Raw genomic sequence first — 16,313 nt, forward strand, 5'->3', positions numbered from 1 at the left:
AATGTAAGCAATCCTGTGAGTAATTTTTATTGGTTAGTGGAGTTCGCTAAGAGCGGTTGAAATTCTTCTTTATCCGTCCCAGGTCCCGTTTGCTCTCCCTGGATTTAATGGTCTCACGCTTGTCGTAGAGCTTTTTTCCTTTGGCCAATGCGATTCGCAATTTAGCCAGTCCCTGGTCGTTTATATAGAGCAGGGTAGGGATAATGGTCAGACCGGAATTTTTTACCTCTTTCTCCAATTTACGCAGCTCTCGTTTATTCAATAAGAGTTTTCGGGCACTTTTAGGTTGATGGCCATAGTGTGAGGCATGGCTGTATTCCTCTATGGTCATATTGATCACGTAGAGCTCTCCGTTGGAGAATTCACAAAAACTTTCGGCGATGGATGCTTTTCCTTCCCGGATCGCTTTTATTTCTGTTCCCCTAAGTACAATACCGGCCTGGTAGGTATCCAGTAATTCATACTGGAACCTGGCTTTCCGATTCTTGATCTCGACTTTCTTTTGGATGGCCATGGGCAGGCAAAAATACGAGATTAGTTCTCAATACTCCTGATGCGGTCCAACCTTATTGGAGAGTAATCTTCCCGTATCTCTTTATTGACCATCAGCCGGTCAAAAAAACATTTAATGCCCACTGAGGTCAACATTTTGGGACCATCCTGAATATGTAAATGCAGATGTGGTTCGCTGGAATTTCCGGAGTTTCCGCAATTACCCAGCAATTGACCTCGCTTAACCCGTTCTCCATTGCTTACTTTTACGGTACCTTTTTCGAAATGGGCATAGACAATATATTCACCCTTGTCTGTTAAGAGGGTCACACTATTTCCAAGTGCTTGTCTGGGATTCATAGCTCCAGGTTTGTTATCCTCCACACCGGTAATCACTTCCACAACCAGGGCGTCACAAACGGCAAAGATCGGTTTACCAAATGCCCAGTAGTCTTCGTTTCGCGTACCACTTCGTTGGTAGGTCTTATTGTTGCTTCCCAATACGAGAAAATCGAAGGCTCGGCGCTGAGCATTGGAGATCACATGATAGTTCTGGGCCTTTGTATCACCACCCCAAACGGTAAACCATTCTCCTTTGAACGGGAGGGAAAGCCTGGTTAGGTTTCGCTCAATTTTCGGTGTGACGTCCTCGGTAACAGGCATGAAGCGCAATCCACTTAGTTTGTTCTCTCTATCCAACGACAAGGCCATTTTTTGCTTCCCTCGGACAAAATGTAATAGATAGACTTCCGCCAGATTGCCTTCCTGAATGAACTCCAGGCTATCGATATTTCCATAGGCTTCCCTGTAATCTTTGAGGATCTGGTCTATGGTCTCAAAACCTAGTTGCTTCTGTACATCTTCGTTCAGCATGTCAAAAACAGCCTGAGAATCCCCCTGATTGAAATTCGTTTTGAAATTCTCCACCTGCTGCATGTAGCTAGGCTGCTGACCCAATGACAAGGCAGTAGCCAAAATCATGAATATGCAAGAAATAAGTCGTTTCATCATCGTAAGTTATTACCCTGATTAGGGACTCAATATTTACTTTTGTTACAAATATACTTTATGCGGGCACTCATATTACTCGGTCTTATCTCCATTTTAATCGGATGTCAAGAACAAAACCCCAAAACGGCACAGGAAATAGTTGATGCTGCCATTCTCTCGGCTTGTCCTGGTGGTTGTGATCAGGTTAAGGTTCAATTCGATTTCCGAGATAAACACTACAAAAGCTCTAGGGATAACGGCATGTTTACTTATGAGCGTATTTTCAAGGATTCCCTGGGATTGATCCGCGACCAGCTTCGTAACGACGGGTTTACCCGTTTCATTGACGATCAAGTCGCCAGGATTCCGGATAGCCTGGCGTTTAAATATTCCAACAGCGTGAATTCCGTGCATTATTTTGCTCAATTGCCCTTTGGACTCAACGATCCCGCCGTACAAAAAGAGTATTTGGGTCTTACTGTAATTGGGGGCAAATCCTATCACAGTATTCAGATCACTTTTCGTCAAGAGGGAGGGGGAAAGGACTTTGAGGATCAGTTCATGTATTGGTTTGCCGAAGACGACCTTCGACTGGAATTTCTGGCGTATAACTACATAACAGATGGTGGAGGGGTACGTTTGCGGGAAGCCTTTAACCTCAGGGAAATTGACGGGATCTGGTTCAGTGATTATCGCAATTACAAACCGGTCAGTAAGGAAACACCACTGACTGATCTACCTGCCTTATTTGAGGCCGGGGAGTTAGAATTACTATCCTTGATCGAGTTAGAGAATGTTATTGTAGACCGTTCCTGAAAGACTAGTTCAGTTTTAAGATCTGCACTTCGGACTTCCCGTCCATCAATGTGACCACAAACAAGGTCCCATTATCGTTATCGTCCATATCAGCGTATTTGTTTTCACCGATCATGGCATTGACCATGGCTGGAGTTGTATTGCTGTGTCCCACAACTAAGACCGTTTTGCCCGCTGTGGCCTGTTGGAACTCTTCAGAGAACAGTTTGGAGGGGTCATAGAGCTGTATCTCCAATTCCTTCTTTCGAGCAGTAGGGGAGGCGGTCATTAAGGTACGGTCGTAATCGGTAGAATAGATGGCGTCCAATTCGGTACTCGAAAACAGATCTGCCCAACGATCGGCACGGAAAAATCCTTTTTTTGTCAATCCTGGATTTTTGTTCGAAGGATCGCTGCGATCTTTTTCTGCGTGTCTAATCAGAAAATAAGTGGTCGCACCTTCTTGGACTTCTGTGGTTTGCTGGGCTGTCGTCGTCTGAAGTAGTCCGGTGGCCAGCCAAAGGAGCAAAAAGATTCGTTTCAAGGCAAAAGATTTGTGCTAAAATAAAAAAACCAACCCAGTGGTTGGTTTATTTTTTTCGGTATGTAGGTAGGTGGTCGCTTCCTTGAGCAGACATTCACACAATTGGACTCTTACAGATATTGGTAAGCAGTGATCAAGGTGTAGGTCGCCATAAAAAGGGTCACACTCGCTATATAGATACCCAGGGTCTTGTTTGTCTGAGGACGGCTGAGTTTCAATGCTTTTTGTGTTGTTTTCATCGTAATAGTTTTCTGATTGTTGTACACCATTAAGACGAAAACCCCATTGCTTTGTTACAGTTGGAATGTCAATTATTTGTTAAAGTGTCCTGATTGGCTAAGGTGTAATTCATGAACCCGATAAGCATTTCATCCGTACTTTGTACACCGTACCCTATATCTACGGATGGGTTAGGGTTTAACGGATTCTGAAAGGTGTTATCGTAAATACCTTCAGTAACGATAACAGAACCGCTTGGCAGAAATATAGGTTTTTCTAAAAGGTATTGAAATTGCCAATTGAAGTTGTAATCTGGAACTGACACCAAATCTACCCGTGTGGAGTCGGGTAATAGAGCGAACATAGAAGCCCGCTTGCCACGGTAATGCATATGAGGACAAATGGCGTGTACAAATACATCTTGCGTAATTGTATCGAATGCGACTACCTTAACTTCATCAGTATGTGCTGGGATGCTGAAATTTCGTGTTGTCGATGCTAGCGAACGATATTCTCTTTCCGGAGGTTCATTCAAGTAGTAAAAACCAATTAGTGTTTTATCGATTTCACGTTTTCCCGTTGCATTGTAATGGAGTTGCATCCCTAATTTTGAACCTTTCTGTAAATAGATACCCGTTCCTTTCGGAGCTTGATTTAACCAGCCAGAACCAGCGCTGATTGCCAAAAAATTATCGTTCCATGGAATGATCTTTCGTTTGACCAATCCTTCCACGCGGGAATTGCTTTGGCTGGTTAATAAGGTATGGTGAACAGATTTGGTGGCGGATGATCGAATATCGATATGCCCTATCCAGCGATCTACAGAGTCATTAAATTTGAAATTCTGAATACGGTAAGGAATAATTCCGGTTGCAGGCAGATCTTCTGTTTTGAGTTCGACAATGTAATCGGGTTCACCCATACTCCATTTAGTGGGTTCTTCCGACAAATTTTTCAGCGGATCGCTCCCTTCACCTTTGGTCATTCCAGATTCGATCCATTTGATAATATTTCTTGCATCTTGCTCGGCAAGAGCAAATGAATTCGAAAATTTTCCAATTTTTGGATCCGCTTTCCAAGGTGGCATGCGTTTACTTATAAGGACCTCTTTGATCATATCTGACCAGCCAACAATAGTCTGGTATTCGTCCATGGACCATGGCGCCATCCCGTTGTCTCTGTGACATCGGACGCAGTTATTCTTAAAAATTGGTGCTATATCCTCGGTGTATGTCAATGGAGTTTCAAATTTAACCCTTCGGGTCACCTTACAACCACGTACGGCCTTAGGCATCGATTTTACCTCTGATCCATTAATGATCCCATCCAATGCCTCTATCAGGAAATCATTTTCGGAAGTATCCTTTTGTGCTTCGTAGTCTAGGCGATCATTTAGAGGACCTCGGTAAAGGATTTGCCTGGAGACAGGATGCAGGACAATAACTTCAGCAGTAATCCTAATGTCCAACTCATCGGCCAAAATTTGATTTTGGTCCATAAGAACAGGAATCTCGATTCCATATTTAGAGACCTCAGATTCCACAGTATCCCTATTATCCTGAATATTAGAATTCACCATAAAGAACTGAACCCCTTTTGGTCCATATTCATCGACGATCTCACGCAGGTCGTTCAGGTAGTTACGGACAATTGGACAACCGTTGCCTTGCACAAAAAGTACGATAGCTTTTTTGTTGTTGTAACGTGAAAACCGGTGGAAACCACCTGCAGAATCATAGAGCGCATAATCGTTCATGCGATCATCCTGAACAGGGCCTGGAGTCTCATCCTTGCAGGAAAACAACAGGAATAGGCAAAGTAGTAAGAAGATCCTGGGGGACATGAGGCCAAATTACGGAATTTAGCCCATAGCTTAAACGGCCTGCATACGAAGTTCGACCAGTCGGTCTTCAAAGGTATGCTGTTCTACTGCCTCCACTACGCTTTGGAAAAGGTTCATGAATTCAGGATCGTGTAGGTGTCTTTTCTGATTGATCAGGTCAAAATGCACATATCGGCTCCACATCAAAGCCTTTAATTCCGTTCTGTCGGAACTGTACATTCTTAGTTCGACTTGAAGACTGCTCTGGTCAAAGCTGATCAACTGGGATTGGATCAGCACCTCCTCCATAGTCCAGGCCGGGCGGATATAAGCGATCTGGTTGGAACCCACCACCCAACTCTTACCCTCTTTACGGGCCATTTCGTAGATGTCTATGCCATAATTTTCGATCAGCTGGTCTTCTCTTGCGTTGACCATATAGTTGAGATATTCAGCATTATTCAGGTGATTGAAGGGATCACAATGCTGGAATCGAATTCGCGTTTTAGTTTCTAAGATCTTGGGTAAATTATCCATGTTTTAAAATTTATACCAAACGGTATATTATTATTCAAAAAAATTAGACGACCAGGGTACGATTAATGAGTTCCTCCACCTGGTCTGCTGCCTCCCTGAGGTACTGATGATTGTTCATAGTGTGACTCATAAACACGGCACCTTGGATCCTGGTGTAGAGTTCACGGGCAAATTTCTCGGAATTGGCAGCAGGTTTAACTTCGCCTTTTGCCTTTGCCCATTCCACCAACTTAGCCACATTTGCCTGGGTCTTGTTGATGACCAACTGTACACGCGCCAATAAGGCCGAGTTCTGGTGATTGGAATCAACACCTATGTTCAGAATGGGACAACCGCCCAAATGCTGGCTATAGTCGTAATAGTTCCGATAAAATTCGGGTATGAGCAATAATCGTTGTAGAGGTGAATCTGATTGCTGCTGAAATTCTGCGATGCGCTGAAGCAGTTGATTCACGCTTTTGTCAAAAGCAGCGATCGCTATGGCTTCCTTGTTCTCGAAATTACCGTAAATAGCTCCCTTTGTGAGTCCGGTTGCTCGGGTAATATCTGTCATTGAGGTAGCGGCATATCCCTTTTGGTTGAAAATAGGGGCAGCTTTTTCAATGATGAGTTGGCTCGTGCGTTGTGATTTGCTCAGCATGGGTCAAAGATATAAAAAAATACCGAACGGTATATTATACAATGAAAACAACCCCGAAGCTAGTCCGGGGTCGTTTTCGTTCAACCAATCAATCATAAAAGACAGTTTTAAGGATCTACTGCCAAACCGAAGTTCTTTTATTGTTCGATCAGGTCGGTCTGATTTCTAAAGACCAGTTCCTGGTCGAAATTGTCCAGTAGGATGATGCTATCGGTATGCACCTTTCCGGAAAGGATCTCTTTGGACAGCTCATTGAGCACTTCCCGTTGGATCACCCGCTTAACCGGTCTAGCTCCAAACTGGGGGTCATAGCCCTTATCGGCCAGGTAATCGATAGCCTCTGCTGTGGCGTCCAATGTAATGTGCTGCTTAGCAAGCATCTTGGAGACACCTCTCAACTGCAGACCCACTATTGCCTTGATATCCTCGCGCGAAAGCGGTGTAAACATCACGATGTCATCGATCCTGTTCAAGAACTCTGGCCTTACACTCTTCTTCAATAAACCCAGGACCTCCAACTTGGCCGTTTCCATGGCAGTCTCAATATCCTTGACTGCTTCAAACTGTTCCTGGATCAAGTGACTGCCCAGGTTACTGGTCATGATAATCACCGTGTTCTTAAAATCAGCTACCCGTCCTTTATTGTCGGTCAATCGACCCTCATCCAACACTTGTAACAAGATGTTGAAAGTATCCGGATGGGCCTTTTCGATCTCATCCAACAGAACGACCGAATAGGGTTTTCTTCTTACGGCCTCGGTCAGTTGGCCACCTTCGTCATAACCTACATACCCGGGAGGCGCCCCTACCAATCTGCTCACACTATGCCGTTCTTGGTATTCGCTCATGTCGATTCGCGTCATGGCATTTTCGTCGTCAAAGAGATATTCTGCCAGGGCCTTGGCCAGTTCGGTCTTACCAACACCAGTTGTTCCTAGAAATAGGAAGGACCCTATGGGCTTCTTCACGTCCTGTAATCCGGCTCGACTGCGCCTGATGGCGTCGCTAACCGCTTTGATCGCTTCGTGTTGACCAACCACTCGCTTGTGGAGTTCCTCTTCCAGACGCAGCAGCTTTTCTCGTTCGCTCTGTATCATTTTGGTCACCGGGATACCGGTCCATTTAGCGACTACTTCTGCAATGTCTTCGTGGGTAACCTCCTCCTTGATCAGGGCATTGTCCTCCTGTAGCCGAAGTTCCTCTTGGTATTTCTCCAGCTGTTCCTGGGCCTGCTTGACCTTACCGTAGCGGATCTCTGCAACCCGGCCGTAATCTCCTTCACGCTCGGCTTGTTCCGCTTCCATTTTGAAGGCTTCGATCTCCTTCTTGGCATTCTGGATGTTCTCTACGACCTCTTTCTCACTCTTCCAGCGGGCGTGAAGTTCATTTCTTTCCTCTTTGATATTGGCCAGTTCGCCGTGAAGAAGCTTCAGTTTGTCCTGGTCATTCTCCCGTTTGATCGCCTCGATCTCGATCTCCAATTGCATGACCTTTCGATCCAGTACGTCCAATTCTTCGGGCTTACTGTTGATCTCCATGCGCAACTTGGATGCAGCCTCGTCCATCAAATCAATGGCTTTGTCCGGTAAAAACCGATTCGTGATATATCGCTGTGATAGCTCTACGGCTGCAATGATGGCATCGTCCTTGATCCTCACCTTATGATGGGTCTCGTATTTTTCTTTGATTCCTCTAAGGATGGAGATCGCACTCTCGGTATCTGGCTCGTCTACCATTACTTTTTGGAAGCGCCTTTCCAGTGCCTTGTCCTTTTCAAAGTACTTCTGGTACTCGTCCAGGGTAGTTGCGCCAATCGCACGCAGTTCCCCTCTGGCCAATGCTGGTTTCAAAATATTGGCCGCATCCATGGCACCTTGGCCACCGCCAGCCCCTACCAGGGTATGGATCTCGTCTATAAAGAGAACGATATCACCATCGCTTGAGGTTACTTCCTTGATGACCGCTTTGAGTCGCTCTTCAAATTCTCCTTTGAACTTGGCTCCTGCGATCAAGGCACCCATATCCAGGGAATAGACCTCTTTAGTTTTCAGATTTTCGGGCACATCACCGGAAATAATTCTGTGCGCAAGGCCTTCCGCGATGGCGGTTTTACCTGTTCCGGGTTCTCCAACCAACATGGGGTTGTTCTTGGTTCTCCTGGAGAGGATCTGTAAAATGCGCCTGATCTCTTCGTCCCGGCCAATGACCGGATCCAATTTCCCTGTTCTGGCTAATTCGTTCAGATTACGGGCGTATTTATTTAGGGAATTATAGGTGTCTTCTGCAGACTGAGACGTAACGCGATCTCCCTTACGCAGTTCCAAGATTGCATTTTCTAGGTCCTTTTTAGTGACCCCCTGATCCTTCAGGCTTTGGGCCACGGCACTCTTGGACTGGAATATCCCCAAAAGCATATGCTCGATGGAGACATATTCATCGTTCATTTTCTTGGCGATATTGACCGCCTCATTCAAGGACCGTCCTGTCGCGGGAGCCAGCATAATGTCCGTGCCACTGACCTTGGTGTAACTTTCCAACTGCTTGTCCAGGACCTGTGCAAGTAAGCCGAGGTTCACGTCTAATTTTTTCAACAGAAATGGGGTGACATTCTCATCTACCTCCAAAATGGCCTTCATCAAGTGCTCATTTTCGATCTGCTGATGTCCGTACTCCATGGCCAATTGTTGAGCCCGTTGTACGACTTCCTGTGATTTTATGGTAAAATTGCTAAAATTCATAAGCTGTTTTCTCCCTACTGTTCAAAAGCCGCGCCAAGCCCAAAAAGTGTCAAAATGACTGGAAAAAGCATGGATTAGCACGTCATTTTGGCGGAAATTGCGTGTAAAGACACCCTAGATCAATGTTGTATCTTTACCAAAAAGATTGACTATGTTTAAATGGTTTGGATCCTCCAAGGATTCGTCAGAAGCCAAGCCAACGCTTAATTGGCAGGAATTGACCGAAATCGAACAATTGGACCAGGTGGAAACCGATTCACAGGAGAAGCCTGTTGTTCTTTTTAAACATTCGACGCGCTGTGGGATTAGCCGAATGGCCTTGAATCAGTTTGAACGATCATTCTCCCCTGAAAAGAATTACGGTTTGTTTTACTTGAATCTGATCGCTCATCGGGATATCAGCAATCTTGTTGCCAGCCGATTTCAAGTGTACCATGAAAGCCCTCAAGTATTAGTGATACACCAAGGAAAGACCATTTATCACGCCTCACACGGACAGATAATGGGTGATCACATTGCGGAGCTTGTCAACCAGCTGGTTTAACCTTTGAAGGGTTCTGCGGGTAGCACTTTTGCCTCACAGTTTCCGAAACCGATGCGTACACCTTGGTGTTCGGAATAACCCTTTAAGGTAACCGTATCTCCGTCATTGATAAATTTACGTTGACTTCCGTCGTTTAATGTGATGGGATTCTGACCACGCCAGGTCAATTCCAACATGGAACCAAAGGATTCCTGTGTAGGCCCCGATATGGTTCCACTTCCCATCATATCTCCAGATCTAACATTACAACCATTAACGGTGTGATGCGTCAATTGTTGGGCCATGGACCAGTACATATATTTGAAGTTCGATCGACAAACGGTGGTTTCATCTCCATTTTCAGGACTGATAGTCACTTCCAGGTTGATATCGAAGTTCTTGTCTCCGACTTGCTGCAGATAGGGCAGGGGGACAGGGTCCTGATCGGGTCCGGCGGTTCTAAATGGCTCAAGAGCATCCAGGGTCACGATCCAGGGACTGATGGTAGACGCAAAGTTCTTACCAAGGAATGGGCCAAGAGGTACGTATTCCCAGGCCTGAATGTCTCGGGCGCTCCAATCATTGAAAAGGACCAAACCAAAGATGTAATCTTCTGCCTCGTCCAGTCCGATTCGCTTTCCAAGGTCATTGCTATCAGTGGTAATAAAGGCCATTTCCAATTCAAAATCCAAGAGCTTGGAAGGACCAAATCCGGGTACACCGTCTTCTCCCGGCTTTGTCTGACCGACTGGTCTTCTGATGGGAACCCCAGATGGAATAATGGACGAACTTCTACCGTGGTATCCAATTGGGATACGAAGCCAGTTGGGTAGGAGGGCATTCTCTGGATCTCTGAACAAGGAGCCCACATTGGTGGCGTGCTCTTTGGACGCGTAAAAATCAGTATAATCTCCAACATCCACCGGAAGCTGCATTTCGATCTCCTCCATACTGAACAGTACTTGTTTGCGATGCGCCTTGTTATCTCTAAGCCAGGGATTGTCCTTCATAAAGATCTCCGAGATCCTGTTTCTGACCAGTCGCCAAGTCTTTCTGCCGTCTGCGATGAAGTCGTTCAGACTGTCCTGTAGAAAGATATCGTCCGTCAGGTCGATTCCTTGAAAGTATCCCAGTTGATGTAGGGCGCCTAAATCGATGGCAGTATCCCCGATACGGGTACCGATGGTGATGATATCATCCCGGGTCAGGAAGACTCCAAAAGGTATATTCTGTATGGGGAAATCGGATTGTTCCGGAACCTCTAACCAGGTAGATCTGGATGGGTCATTTGCAGATAACGGCATAGCTAATTGGGTGTTGGTAAAATGTTAATCAAATATAGGATTTCTGGGATTCTAACCATAAGCTTTTACTATTTTTGAAGATATTCAAAAACACCCCTGAAATGATCGAACGTGACCAGCAGATCTTTGAACTGATCGATGCAGAAAAAGAGCGACAAACCAACGGATTGGAACTGATCGCCTCAGAGAATTTTGTGAGCCCCCAGGTCATGGAGGCAGCCGGTTCTGTACTGACCAATAAATACGCCGAAGGCTATCCTGGTAAGCGGTACTACGGTGGTTGTGAGGTAGTGGACGAAGTGGAGCGCGTTGCGATTGAGCGAGCCAAGACCCTATTCGGGGCTGAATATGCCAATGTACAGCCGCACAGTGGTTCTCAGGCTAATACAGCTGTTTTCTTTACGTGTATGAAACCGGGAGATAAGTTCCTGGGTTTTGACCTGGCGCATGGAGGTCACCTGACCCACGGATCGCCGGTGAACTTTTCCGGGCGTTTGTATAAGCCCGTGTTCTATGGAGTAGATCCGGATACCGGTCTACTTAATTACGATACCATTGAGGAGATCGCGGTCCGAGAACAACCCAAAATGATCATTGCCGGAGCTTCGGCCTATTCCCGTGAGATCGATTACAAACGATTCCGGGAGATCGCGGATAAGGTAGGCGCTATTTTGCTTGCCGATATTGCGCATCCGGCCGGTCTGATCGCCAAGGGAATATTGGCGGATCCAATTCCACATTGTCATGTGGTAACCACCACCACGCATAAGACCCTTAGAGGACCACGAGGAGGCTTGATCTTGATGGGGAAGGACTTTGAGAATCCATTCGGAATTACTCTGAAGAGTGGTAAGAAACGTATGATGTCTTCTCTGCTGGACAGTGGAATCTTTCCTGGGAACCAGGGAGGCCCATTGGAGCATATCATAGCTGCTAAGGCGATCGCCTTTGGTGAGGCCTTGACAGACGACTTCCTGCACTATATGGTGCAGGTCAAGAAGAATGCTGAGGTTATGGCACAGGCTTTTGTAGACAAGGGTTACCAGGTGATCTCCGGTGGTACAGACAACCACATGATGCTGATCGACCTGCGCAACAAGGATGTGACCGGGAAACAGGCGGAGGAAGCCCTAGGCGCAGCCGAGATCACTGTTAACAAGAACATGGTCCCCTTTGACGATAAATCTCCTTTTGTGACCAGTGGTATACGGATTGGGACAGCTGCGATCACCACGCGCGGTCTAGTGGAGTCCGATATGGCGCCCATAGTCGATCTGATCGATAAAGCGATCATGAACGCGGACAATGAGGAGATCCTTGATGAAGTAGCCGGGCAGGTGCATGCGATGATGGCGCACAGGCCGCTGTTTGTCAATGCCTAATTACGGAAGATGTTCAATGGGCTTAGAACAGAGCGTTTGTCCTTTGAGACAATAAGCACTGAGGATGCTATCTTTCTTTTAGAACTTCACAACTCCAAACCCTGGCAGCAAAACATCGGTGACCGTGGCCTGCGGACAGAAGAGGACGCTGCCAATTACATCCGTGATTCTTATTTACCCTTGTACGAGCAGGGCCTTGGCCCCTATAAATTAGTGCTTGAAAGCGGGGAGACCATAGGGACCTGTGGTATGTATCAGCGAGACAACCTGGATCATCCCGATCTTGGGTATGCATTACTTCCTGAGTACTTTAAACAGGGATACGCCCTGGAAGCGACCCAAGTCTTTATTGAACAGGTCAGAAAAGAGGGGCAACACCAAAAACTGCTGGCCATCACCTTGCCCTCCAATTTGCCATCGGTCAGCTTGCTTAAGCGGCTGGGGTTTCAGTTGGATGGCCCCTTTCAATTGCCTGACGATAAAGACGTGCTTCATTTGTTTTCCATTGAAATCTAAGTAGTTAATCTTCTCCTAAATTCATACTTACATCTTTAAGGGGCCGCAGGCAATGCTTAACTTCGTTGCGCTATGAAAGGACTAATCCTGGGATTGTTGTTGCTAATCTCAATCCCTAATTCTTCTGTTGTGATCGATTTTGGCAAGGAACAAGGTGCCTATGGCTGGCGGATCGTCAATGATGACGTTATGGGTGGTCGTTCTGCCTCATCGGCCTATCTCACGGAAAATACCCTGTATTTCGAAGGAGACGTCTCCTTAGAGAACAACGGTGGTTTTGCATCAATAAGGGCGCCTTACGGCAAATACGACCTTTCGTCCTTCCAGGAAGTAATCATCCGGGCTCGGGGATCCTCACGTGACTTTGCGCTGTCCTTTGACACCAACAGGGCTTGGTATCGACCAAACTACAAGGTGAATTTTACACCGAGTGATGATTGGCAGGAATTTCGATTTCCCTTGGTTGATCTAAAGCAATATTCCGTGGGACGTCCCACCGGTCGAACTATAGATCCTGACAAGCTTGATGCTGTCAAACGCTTGGGAATCATATTGTATGACAAACAGGCTGGGCCCTTTTGGCTGGAGGTGGATTTCATCCGGTTCCAATAGTTTTTTTCCTGCCCTTTTCTCCTTAAATTGAAAACTTCAAATCGTCATTCTATGAAGTCTGTTTTTCGCGCTTATTTATTACTTCTGATCCCAGTCCTGACCATGGGGCAGAATCGGGAGATTCCGGTGGATACCACTGTGGTTACCACCCATTCTTCAACGATTAACGGAACCCGTATCTCGTATACCGCTACTGCTGGGACCCAACCCGTTTGGGACGAGATGGGTAAACCCATTGCAACCTTATTTTATACCTACTACCAGCGTACCAACGCAGGCAGTCAGGCCGAGCGGCCCTTGATCATTTCCTTCAACGGTGGGCCTGGATCCGGTTCTGTTTGGATGCACGTAGCCTATACCGGGCCTCAGGTGCTAAACATTGACGATGAAGGCTATCCGGTCCAACCCTATGGTGTATCTGAGAACCCTTATTCTGTATTGGACGTGGCCGATATTGTTTTTGTAAACCCAGCCAATACAGGACTTTCTCGAACTATCCCCGCTTCCGGTAAGGAAGTTGACAGAGAGAAGTTCTTTGGTATCAATGCCGATGTGGAATACCTGGCAGAATGGATCAACACCTTTGTTACAAGGAACAACCGCTGGTCATCTCCAAAATACATCATTGGCGAGAGTTATGGCGGTACCCGAGTGATGGGACTAGCGTTGGAATTGCAACAGTCACAGTGGATGTACCTCAATGGGGTCATCATGGTGTCACCGGCGGATTACCAAGTCTTCAATTCGGATGCTGCTGTTTCTTCTGCACTCAATTTGCCGTATTACGCAGCTGCTGCCTGGCACCACAATATGCTTCCACCAGCCCTTCAGAATAAGGAATTGGAAGCCATGCTGCCTGAGGTGGAGGATTACGCCATTAATCAGCTGATGCCGGCCTTAGCCAAAGGCGGGTTTATCTCGGCTGCAGAAAAGAACGCAGTAGCCGATAAAATGGCCTATTATACCGGCCTTAGTAAGAAATCCATTTTACAGAATAACCTGGATGTGCCCACGCAGTTCTTTTGGAAGGATCTGCTCAGAGAACGCGATGGTTATACAGTCGGTCGCTTAGATTCGCGCTATCTGGGGATAGATGGCCGCGATGCAGGGGACGGTCCGGACTACAGTGCAGAGCTTACGTCCTGGCTGCATTCCTTTACACCAGCTATCAATTACTACATCCAAGAAGTGCTCAACTTTAAAACGGATATCAAGTACAATATGTTTGGGCCGGTACGCCCTTGGGATAACAGGAATAATAATGTACGAGAGGGACTGCGTCAGGCAATGGCCATGAATCCATACCTGAATGTCTTGGTGCAATCCGGTTATTACGACGGGGCGACCACCTACTTCAACGCTAAATATACCATGTGGAATGTGGATCCCAGTGGAAAGATGAAGGATAGGTTCGATTTCAAAGGATATCGCAGCGGGCATATGATGTATCTCAGAAGAGAAGACCTGAAAGCTGCCAACGACGATCTTCGGGTGTTTATTCAACGTACCCAGGCCAATGGTAAAGCGGCCAAATACGAATAGTAACTGGTAAGTAACAACAAGAACGCCGGCAAATGCCGGCGTTTTTTTTATCCTTTATGGTCGTCCGTCCGGGTCCGGAAAGACTATGGCTTCAGATGCACCGGCATCCGGATTGGTCAGACTCCTGATAACACCATTAATATCTACTGCAGGCGGTACGCCAGCCAGACCTATTCCATCGGCTCCGGATGTTCCAGACTCAATGTTGAGGTTGTTGGTGTCCACATCTTGAAAAGCGGGATCCACATTGAATACCACGTTTGTATAGAGGGTGGGATTTTCAAAATTGTAATTGGGATCATCCGCAAAATCCCCAGAGAAATCGTCGAATTTGATCAGGGAATTGGTAAAGTTGAAGTTGAACTGGGCAGAGGGATCTTCGATCAGACCCAATTCCAGGAATTCACTTCCATAGATAATGCAATTGGTGAAGTTAGCTTCGATCAGGTCCCGGACCTCAACCTGGTCCTCTGAAATGGGGAGTACGTTGTCTATTTGAACAGTAGGGAAGGTCCTAAAGCTGTTGCTCCAATAATTACCAAAGGTGCAATGGTTGAAATTGTATCTTCCTCCCAGAGAACAGGCCAAAGAGGCTTGACCGCTGTTGCTGATCACCACATTTTCACCGTACACATCTCCGGTACGCGCCAATAATCCAACATTGGAGTTATTGTAGATCTGAACATTGCTTAGGGTCAGTGTGCGATCTCCATCATTGCTATCCATCAGTATTCCCACAATACCATTCTTGATGGTCGTATAGCTAAACTCGTGGTCGGTGCTCCCTTGGGTCAGCCATATGGTACCCCATTGTCCTGGAACATCACTAAAGGCCGGTTCCAAACGGTCTCCCTCAAAGATCACCTGATTTTCCATAGCAACCGGATCTGAACTTGGAGCCCCATTGACCTTCATGGATGCGTCCGGAGCTACCAGGATACCACTATTGGCATGAAAATGAACACGTGCTCCCGCGTCCACAGTCAATGTACGGTCGTTGGGGACTGCCGCATAGCCATAGATCACATAAGGTTTTTCATTGGTAAAATTGAGTTCATCATCCTCCAGCACAAACCCTTCGATAGCAATATCGTTCCCATCTGCATCCATACCAATGGTTATGGTCTCAACAGTTCCATCCTCGTTCTGATCAGGGAACAGGAAAATAGCGTCCTGTACCAGGCTAACCAATTCTACTTGCTGTTGTCTCCCGCCCGGATCGAAAAGGATCTGGTCGGTGTACAAGAACTCAGTATTTCCATTATTCGGCAGGTTGTTGATGTCTATGGTGGTCTCCACAAAAACAAAAATGCTATCCTTAGCCAGTATTCTGACATTTTCGAAGGTCTTACCGGGAATCCCGTCTACGTTCAATCGATAAAAGGAAGATTCTCCTTGGCCCAGTCGGACACTGGGAATGCTAATATCATCATCGCTGCGGTTATATACTTTGAAGGTATAGGTACTTGATCCGATATTGGTAAACACCGTATCGAGAAAAATGGTATCGGAAGAAAATTCGAGGTTACCGGTAGAAGGGGTGGTCTCAAAGTCATTTCGACAAGAGCTCCAAACAACAATCATCAGGAGCAGAACCAGACCGGAAAAATATCTCATGAAATCAAATTTGAGTAAAAATATAACAATTTATTCAGCC

General features: G+C 46.3%; 16 protein-coding genes. 6 read left to right on the forward strand and 10 right to left on the reverse strand.

From position 1 onward, the window contains the following. Window positions 1-46: 46 nt before the first annotated feature. Both smpB and BST85_RS03360 read right to left on the reverse strand, forming a co-directional pair. Complete coding sequence (smpB, locus tag BST85_RS03355) at window positions 47-514, reverse strand: SsrA-binding protein SmpB (RefSeq protein ID WP_104811964.1); 468 nt, start codon at window positions 512-514, stop codon at window positions 47-49. 20 nt (window positions 515-534) lie between these two features. After that, complete coding sequence (locus BST85_RS03360; protein WP_181039945.1) at window positions 535-1,500, reverse strand: peptidoglycan DD-metalloendopeptidase family protein; 966 nt, start codon at window positions 1,498-1,500, stop codon at window positions 535-537. 60 nt (window positions 1,501-1,560) lie between these two features. On the opposite strand from BST85_RS03360, the gene BST85_RS03365 reads away from it, so the two are divergent. Next, complete coding sequence (locus BST85_RS03365) at window positions 1,561-2,298, forward strand: DUF6503 family protein (protein ID WP_104811966.1); 738 nt, start codon at window positions 1,561-1,563, stop codon at window positions 2,296-2,298. A gap of 4 nt (window positions 2,299-2,302) precedes the next feature. Here BST85_RS03365 and BST85_RS03370 read toward each other — a convergent pair whose 3' ends face one another. The 6 genes from BST85_RS03370 to clpB all read right to left on the reverse strand — a co-directional run bounded on the left by BST85_RS03370 (window position 2,303) and on the right by clpB (window position 8,777). Further along, the gene (locus BST85_RS03370) at window positions 2,303-2,821 is read right to left on the reverse strand and encodes a SixA phosphatase family protein (RefSeq protein ID WP_104811967.1); all 519 of its coding nucleotides are present in this window, start codon (window positions 2,819-2,821) and stop codon (window positions 2,303-2,305) included. 110 nt (window positions 2,822-2,931) lie between these two features. Then, window positions 2,932-3,060, reverse strand: a complete 129-nt coding sequence (locus BST85_RS14565) for a hypothetical protein (RefSeq protein ID WP_281259676.1) — start codon at window positions 3,058-3,060, stop codon at window positions 2,932-2,934. Between the two features lie 68 nt (window positions 3,061-3,128). After that, window positions 3,129-4,883 (reverse strand): redoxin family protein, encoded by a 1,755-nt coding sequence (locus BST85_RS03375; protein WP_104811968.1) that lies wholly within the window; start codon window positions 4,881-4,883, stop codon window positions 3,129-3,131. Window positions 4,884-4,913: 30 nt separating this feature from the next. Next, a complete protein-coding gene (locus BST85_RS03380; RefSeq protein ID WP_104811969.1) occupies window positions 4,914-5,399 on the reverse strand; it encodes an acyl-CoA thioesterase in 486 nt (161 codons plus the stop codon). A gap of 43 nt (window positions 5,400-5,442) precedes the next feature. Continuing rightward, entirely contained in the window at window positions 5,443-6,039 is a 597-nt protein-coding gene (locus BST85_RS03385) for a TetR/AcrR family transcriptional regulator (RefSeq protein WP_104811970.1), read from the reverse strand. A 137-nt stretch (window positions 6,040-6,176) separates the two neighbouring features. Next, the gene (gene clpB / locus BST85_RS03390) at window positions 6,177-8,777 is read right to left on the reverse strand and encodes an ATP-dependent chaperone ClpB (RefSeq protein ID WP_104811971.1); all 2,601 of its coding nucleotides are present in this window, start codon (window positions 8,775-8,777) and stop codon (window positions 6,177-6,179) included. 151 nt (window positions 8,778-8,928) lie between these two features. Between clpB and ytxJ the strand changes: the two genes are divergently transcribed. Next, window positions 8,929-9,321, forward strand: coding sequence for a bacillithiol system redox-active protein YtxJ (ytxJ, locus tag BST85_RS03395; protein ID WP_104811972.1), 393 nt, complete (start codon window positions 8,929-8,931; stop codon window positions 9,319-9,321). On the opposite strand, the gene fahA is transcribed toward ytxJ, so the two are convergent. After that, window positions 9,318-10,604, reverse strand: coding sequence for a fumarylacetoacetase (gene fahA / locus BST85_RS03400; RefSeq protein WP_104811973.1), 1,287 nt, complete (start codon window positions 10,602-10,604; stop codon window positions 9,318-9,320). The genes ytxJ and fahA overlap by 4 nt on opposite strands. 104 nt (window positions 10,605-10,708) lie before the next feature. Between fahA and glyA the strand changes: the two genes are divergently transcribed. The 4 genes from glyA (at window position 10,709) to BST85_RS03420 (ending at window position 14,656) form a co-directional block, all read left to right on the forward strand. Continuing rightward, window positions 10,709-11,986 carry a serine hydroxymethyltransferase gene (gene glyA, locus BST85_RS03405; protein ID WP_104813885.1) on the forward strand — a complete coding sequence of 426 codons (1,278 nt, stop codon included), beginning with the start codon at window positions 10,709-10,711 and terminating at the stop codon, window positions 11,984-11,986. A 9-nt stretch (window positions 11,987-11,995) separates the two neighbouring features. Further along, a complete protein-coding gene (locus tag BST85_RS03410; RefSeq protein WP_104811974.1) occupies window positions 11,996-12,502 on the forward strand; it encodes a GNAT family N-acetyltransferase in 507 nt (168 codons plus the stop codon). 72 nt (window positions 12,503-12,574) lie between these two features. Next, window positions 12,575-13,114: a CIA30 family protein gene (locus BST85_RS03415; RefSeq protein ID WP_104811975.1), complete on the forward strand. Its 540-nt coding sequence runs from the start codon at window positions 12,575-12,577 to the stop codon at window positions 13,112-13,114. Window positions 13,115-13,165: 51 nt separating this feature from the next. Further along, entirely contained in the window at window positions 13,166-14,656 is a 1,491-nt protein-coding gene (locus BST85_RS03420) for a S10 family peptidase (protein WP_104811976.1), read from the forward strand. A 54-nt stretch (window positions 14,657-14,710) separates the two neighbouring features. On the opposite strand, the gene BST85_RS03425 is transcribed toward BST85_RS03420, so the two are convergent. Further along, on the reverse strand, window positions 14,711-16,273 hold the full coding sequence (locus tag BST85_RS03425; RefSeq protein ID WP_104811977.1) for a hypothetical protein: 1,563 nt from the start codon (window positions 16,271-16,273) through the stop codon (window positions 14,711-14,713). Window positions 16,274-16,313: the final 40 nt, after the last annotated feature.

Origin of the sequence: Aureitalea marina (assembly GCF_002943755.1) — a bacterium.
Taxonomy (GTDB): domain Bacteria; phylum Bacteroidota; class Bacteroidia; order Flavobacteriales; family Flavobacteriaceae; genus Aureitalea; species Aureitalea marina.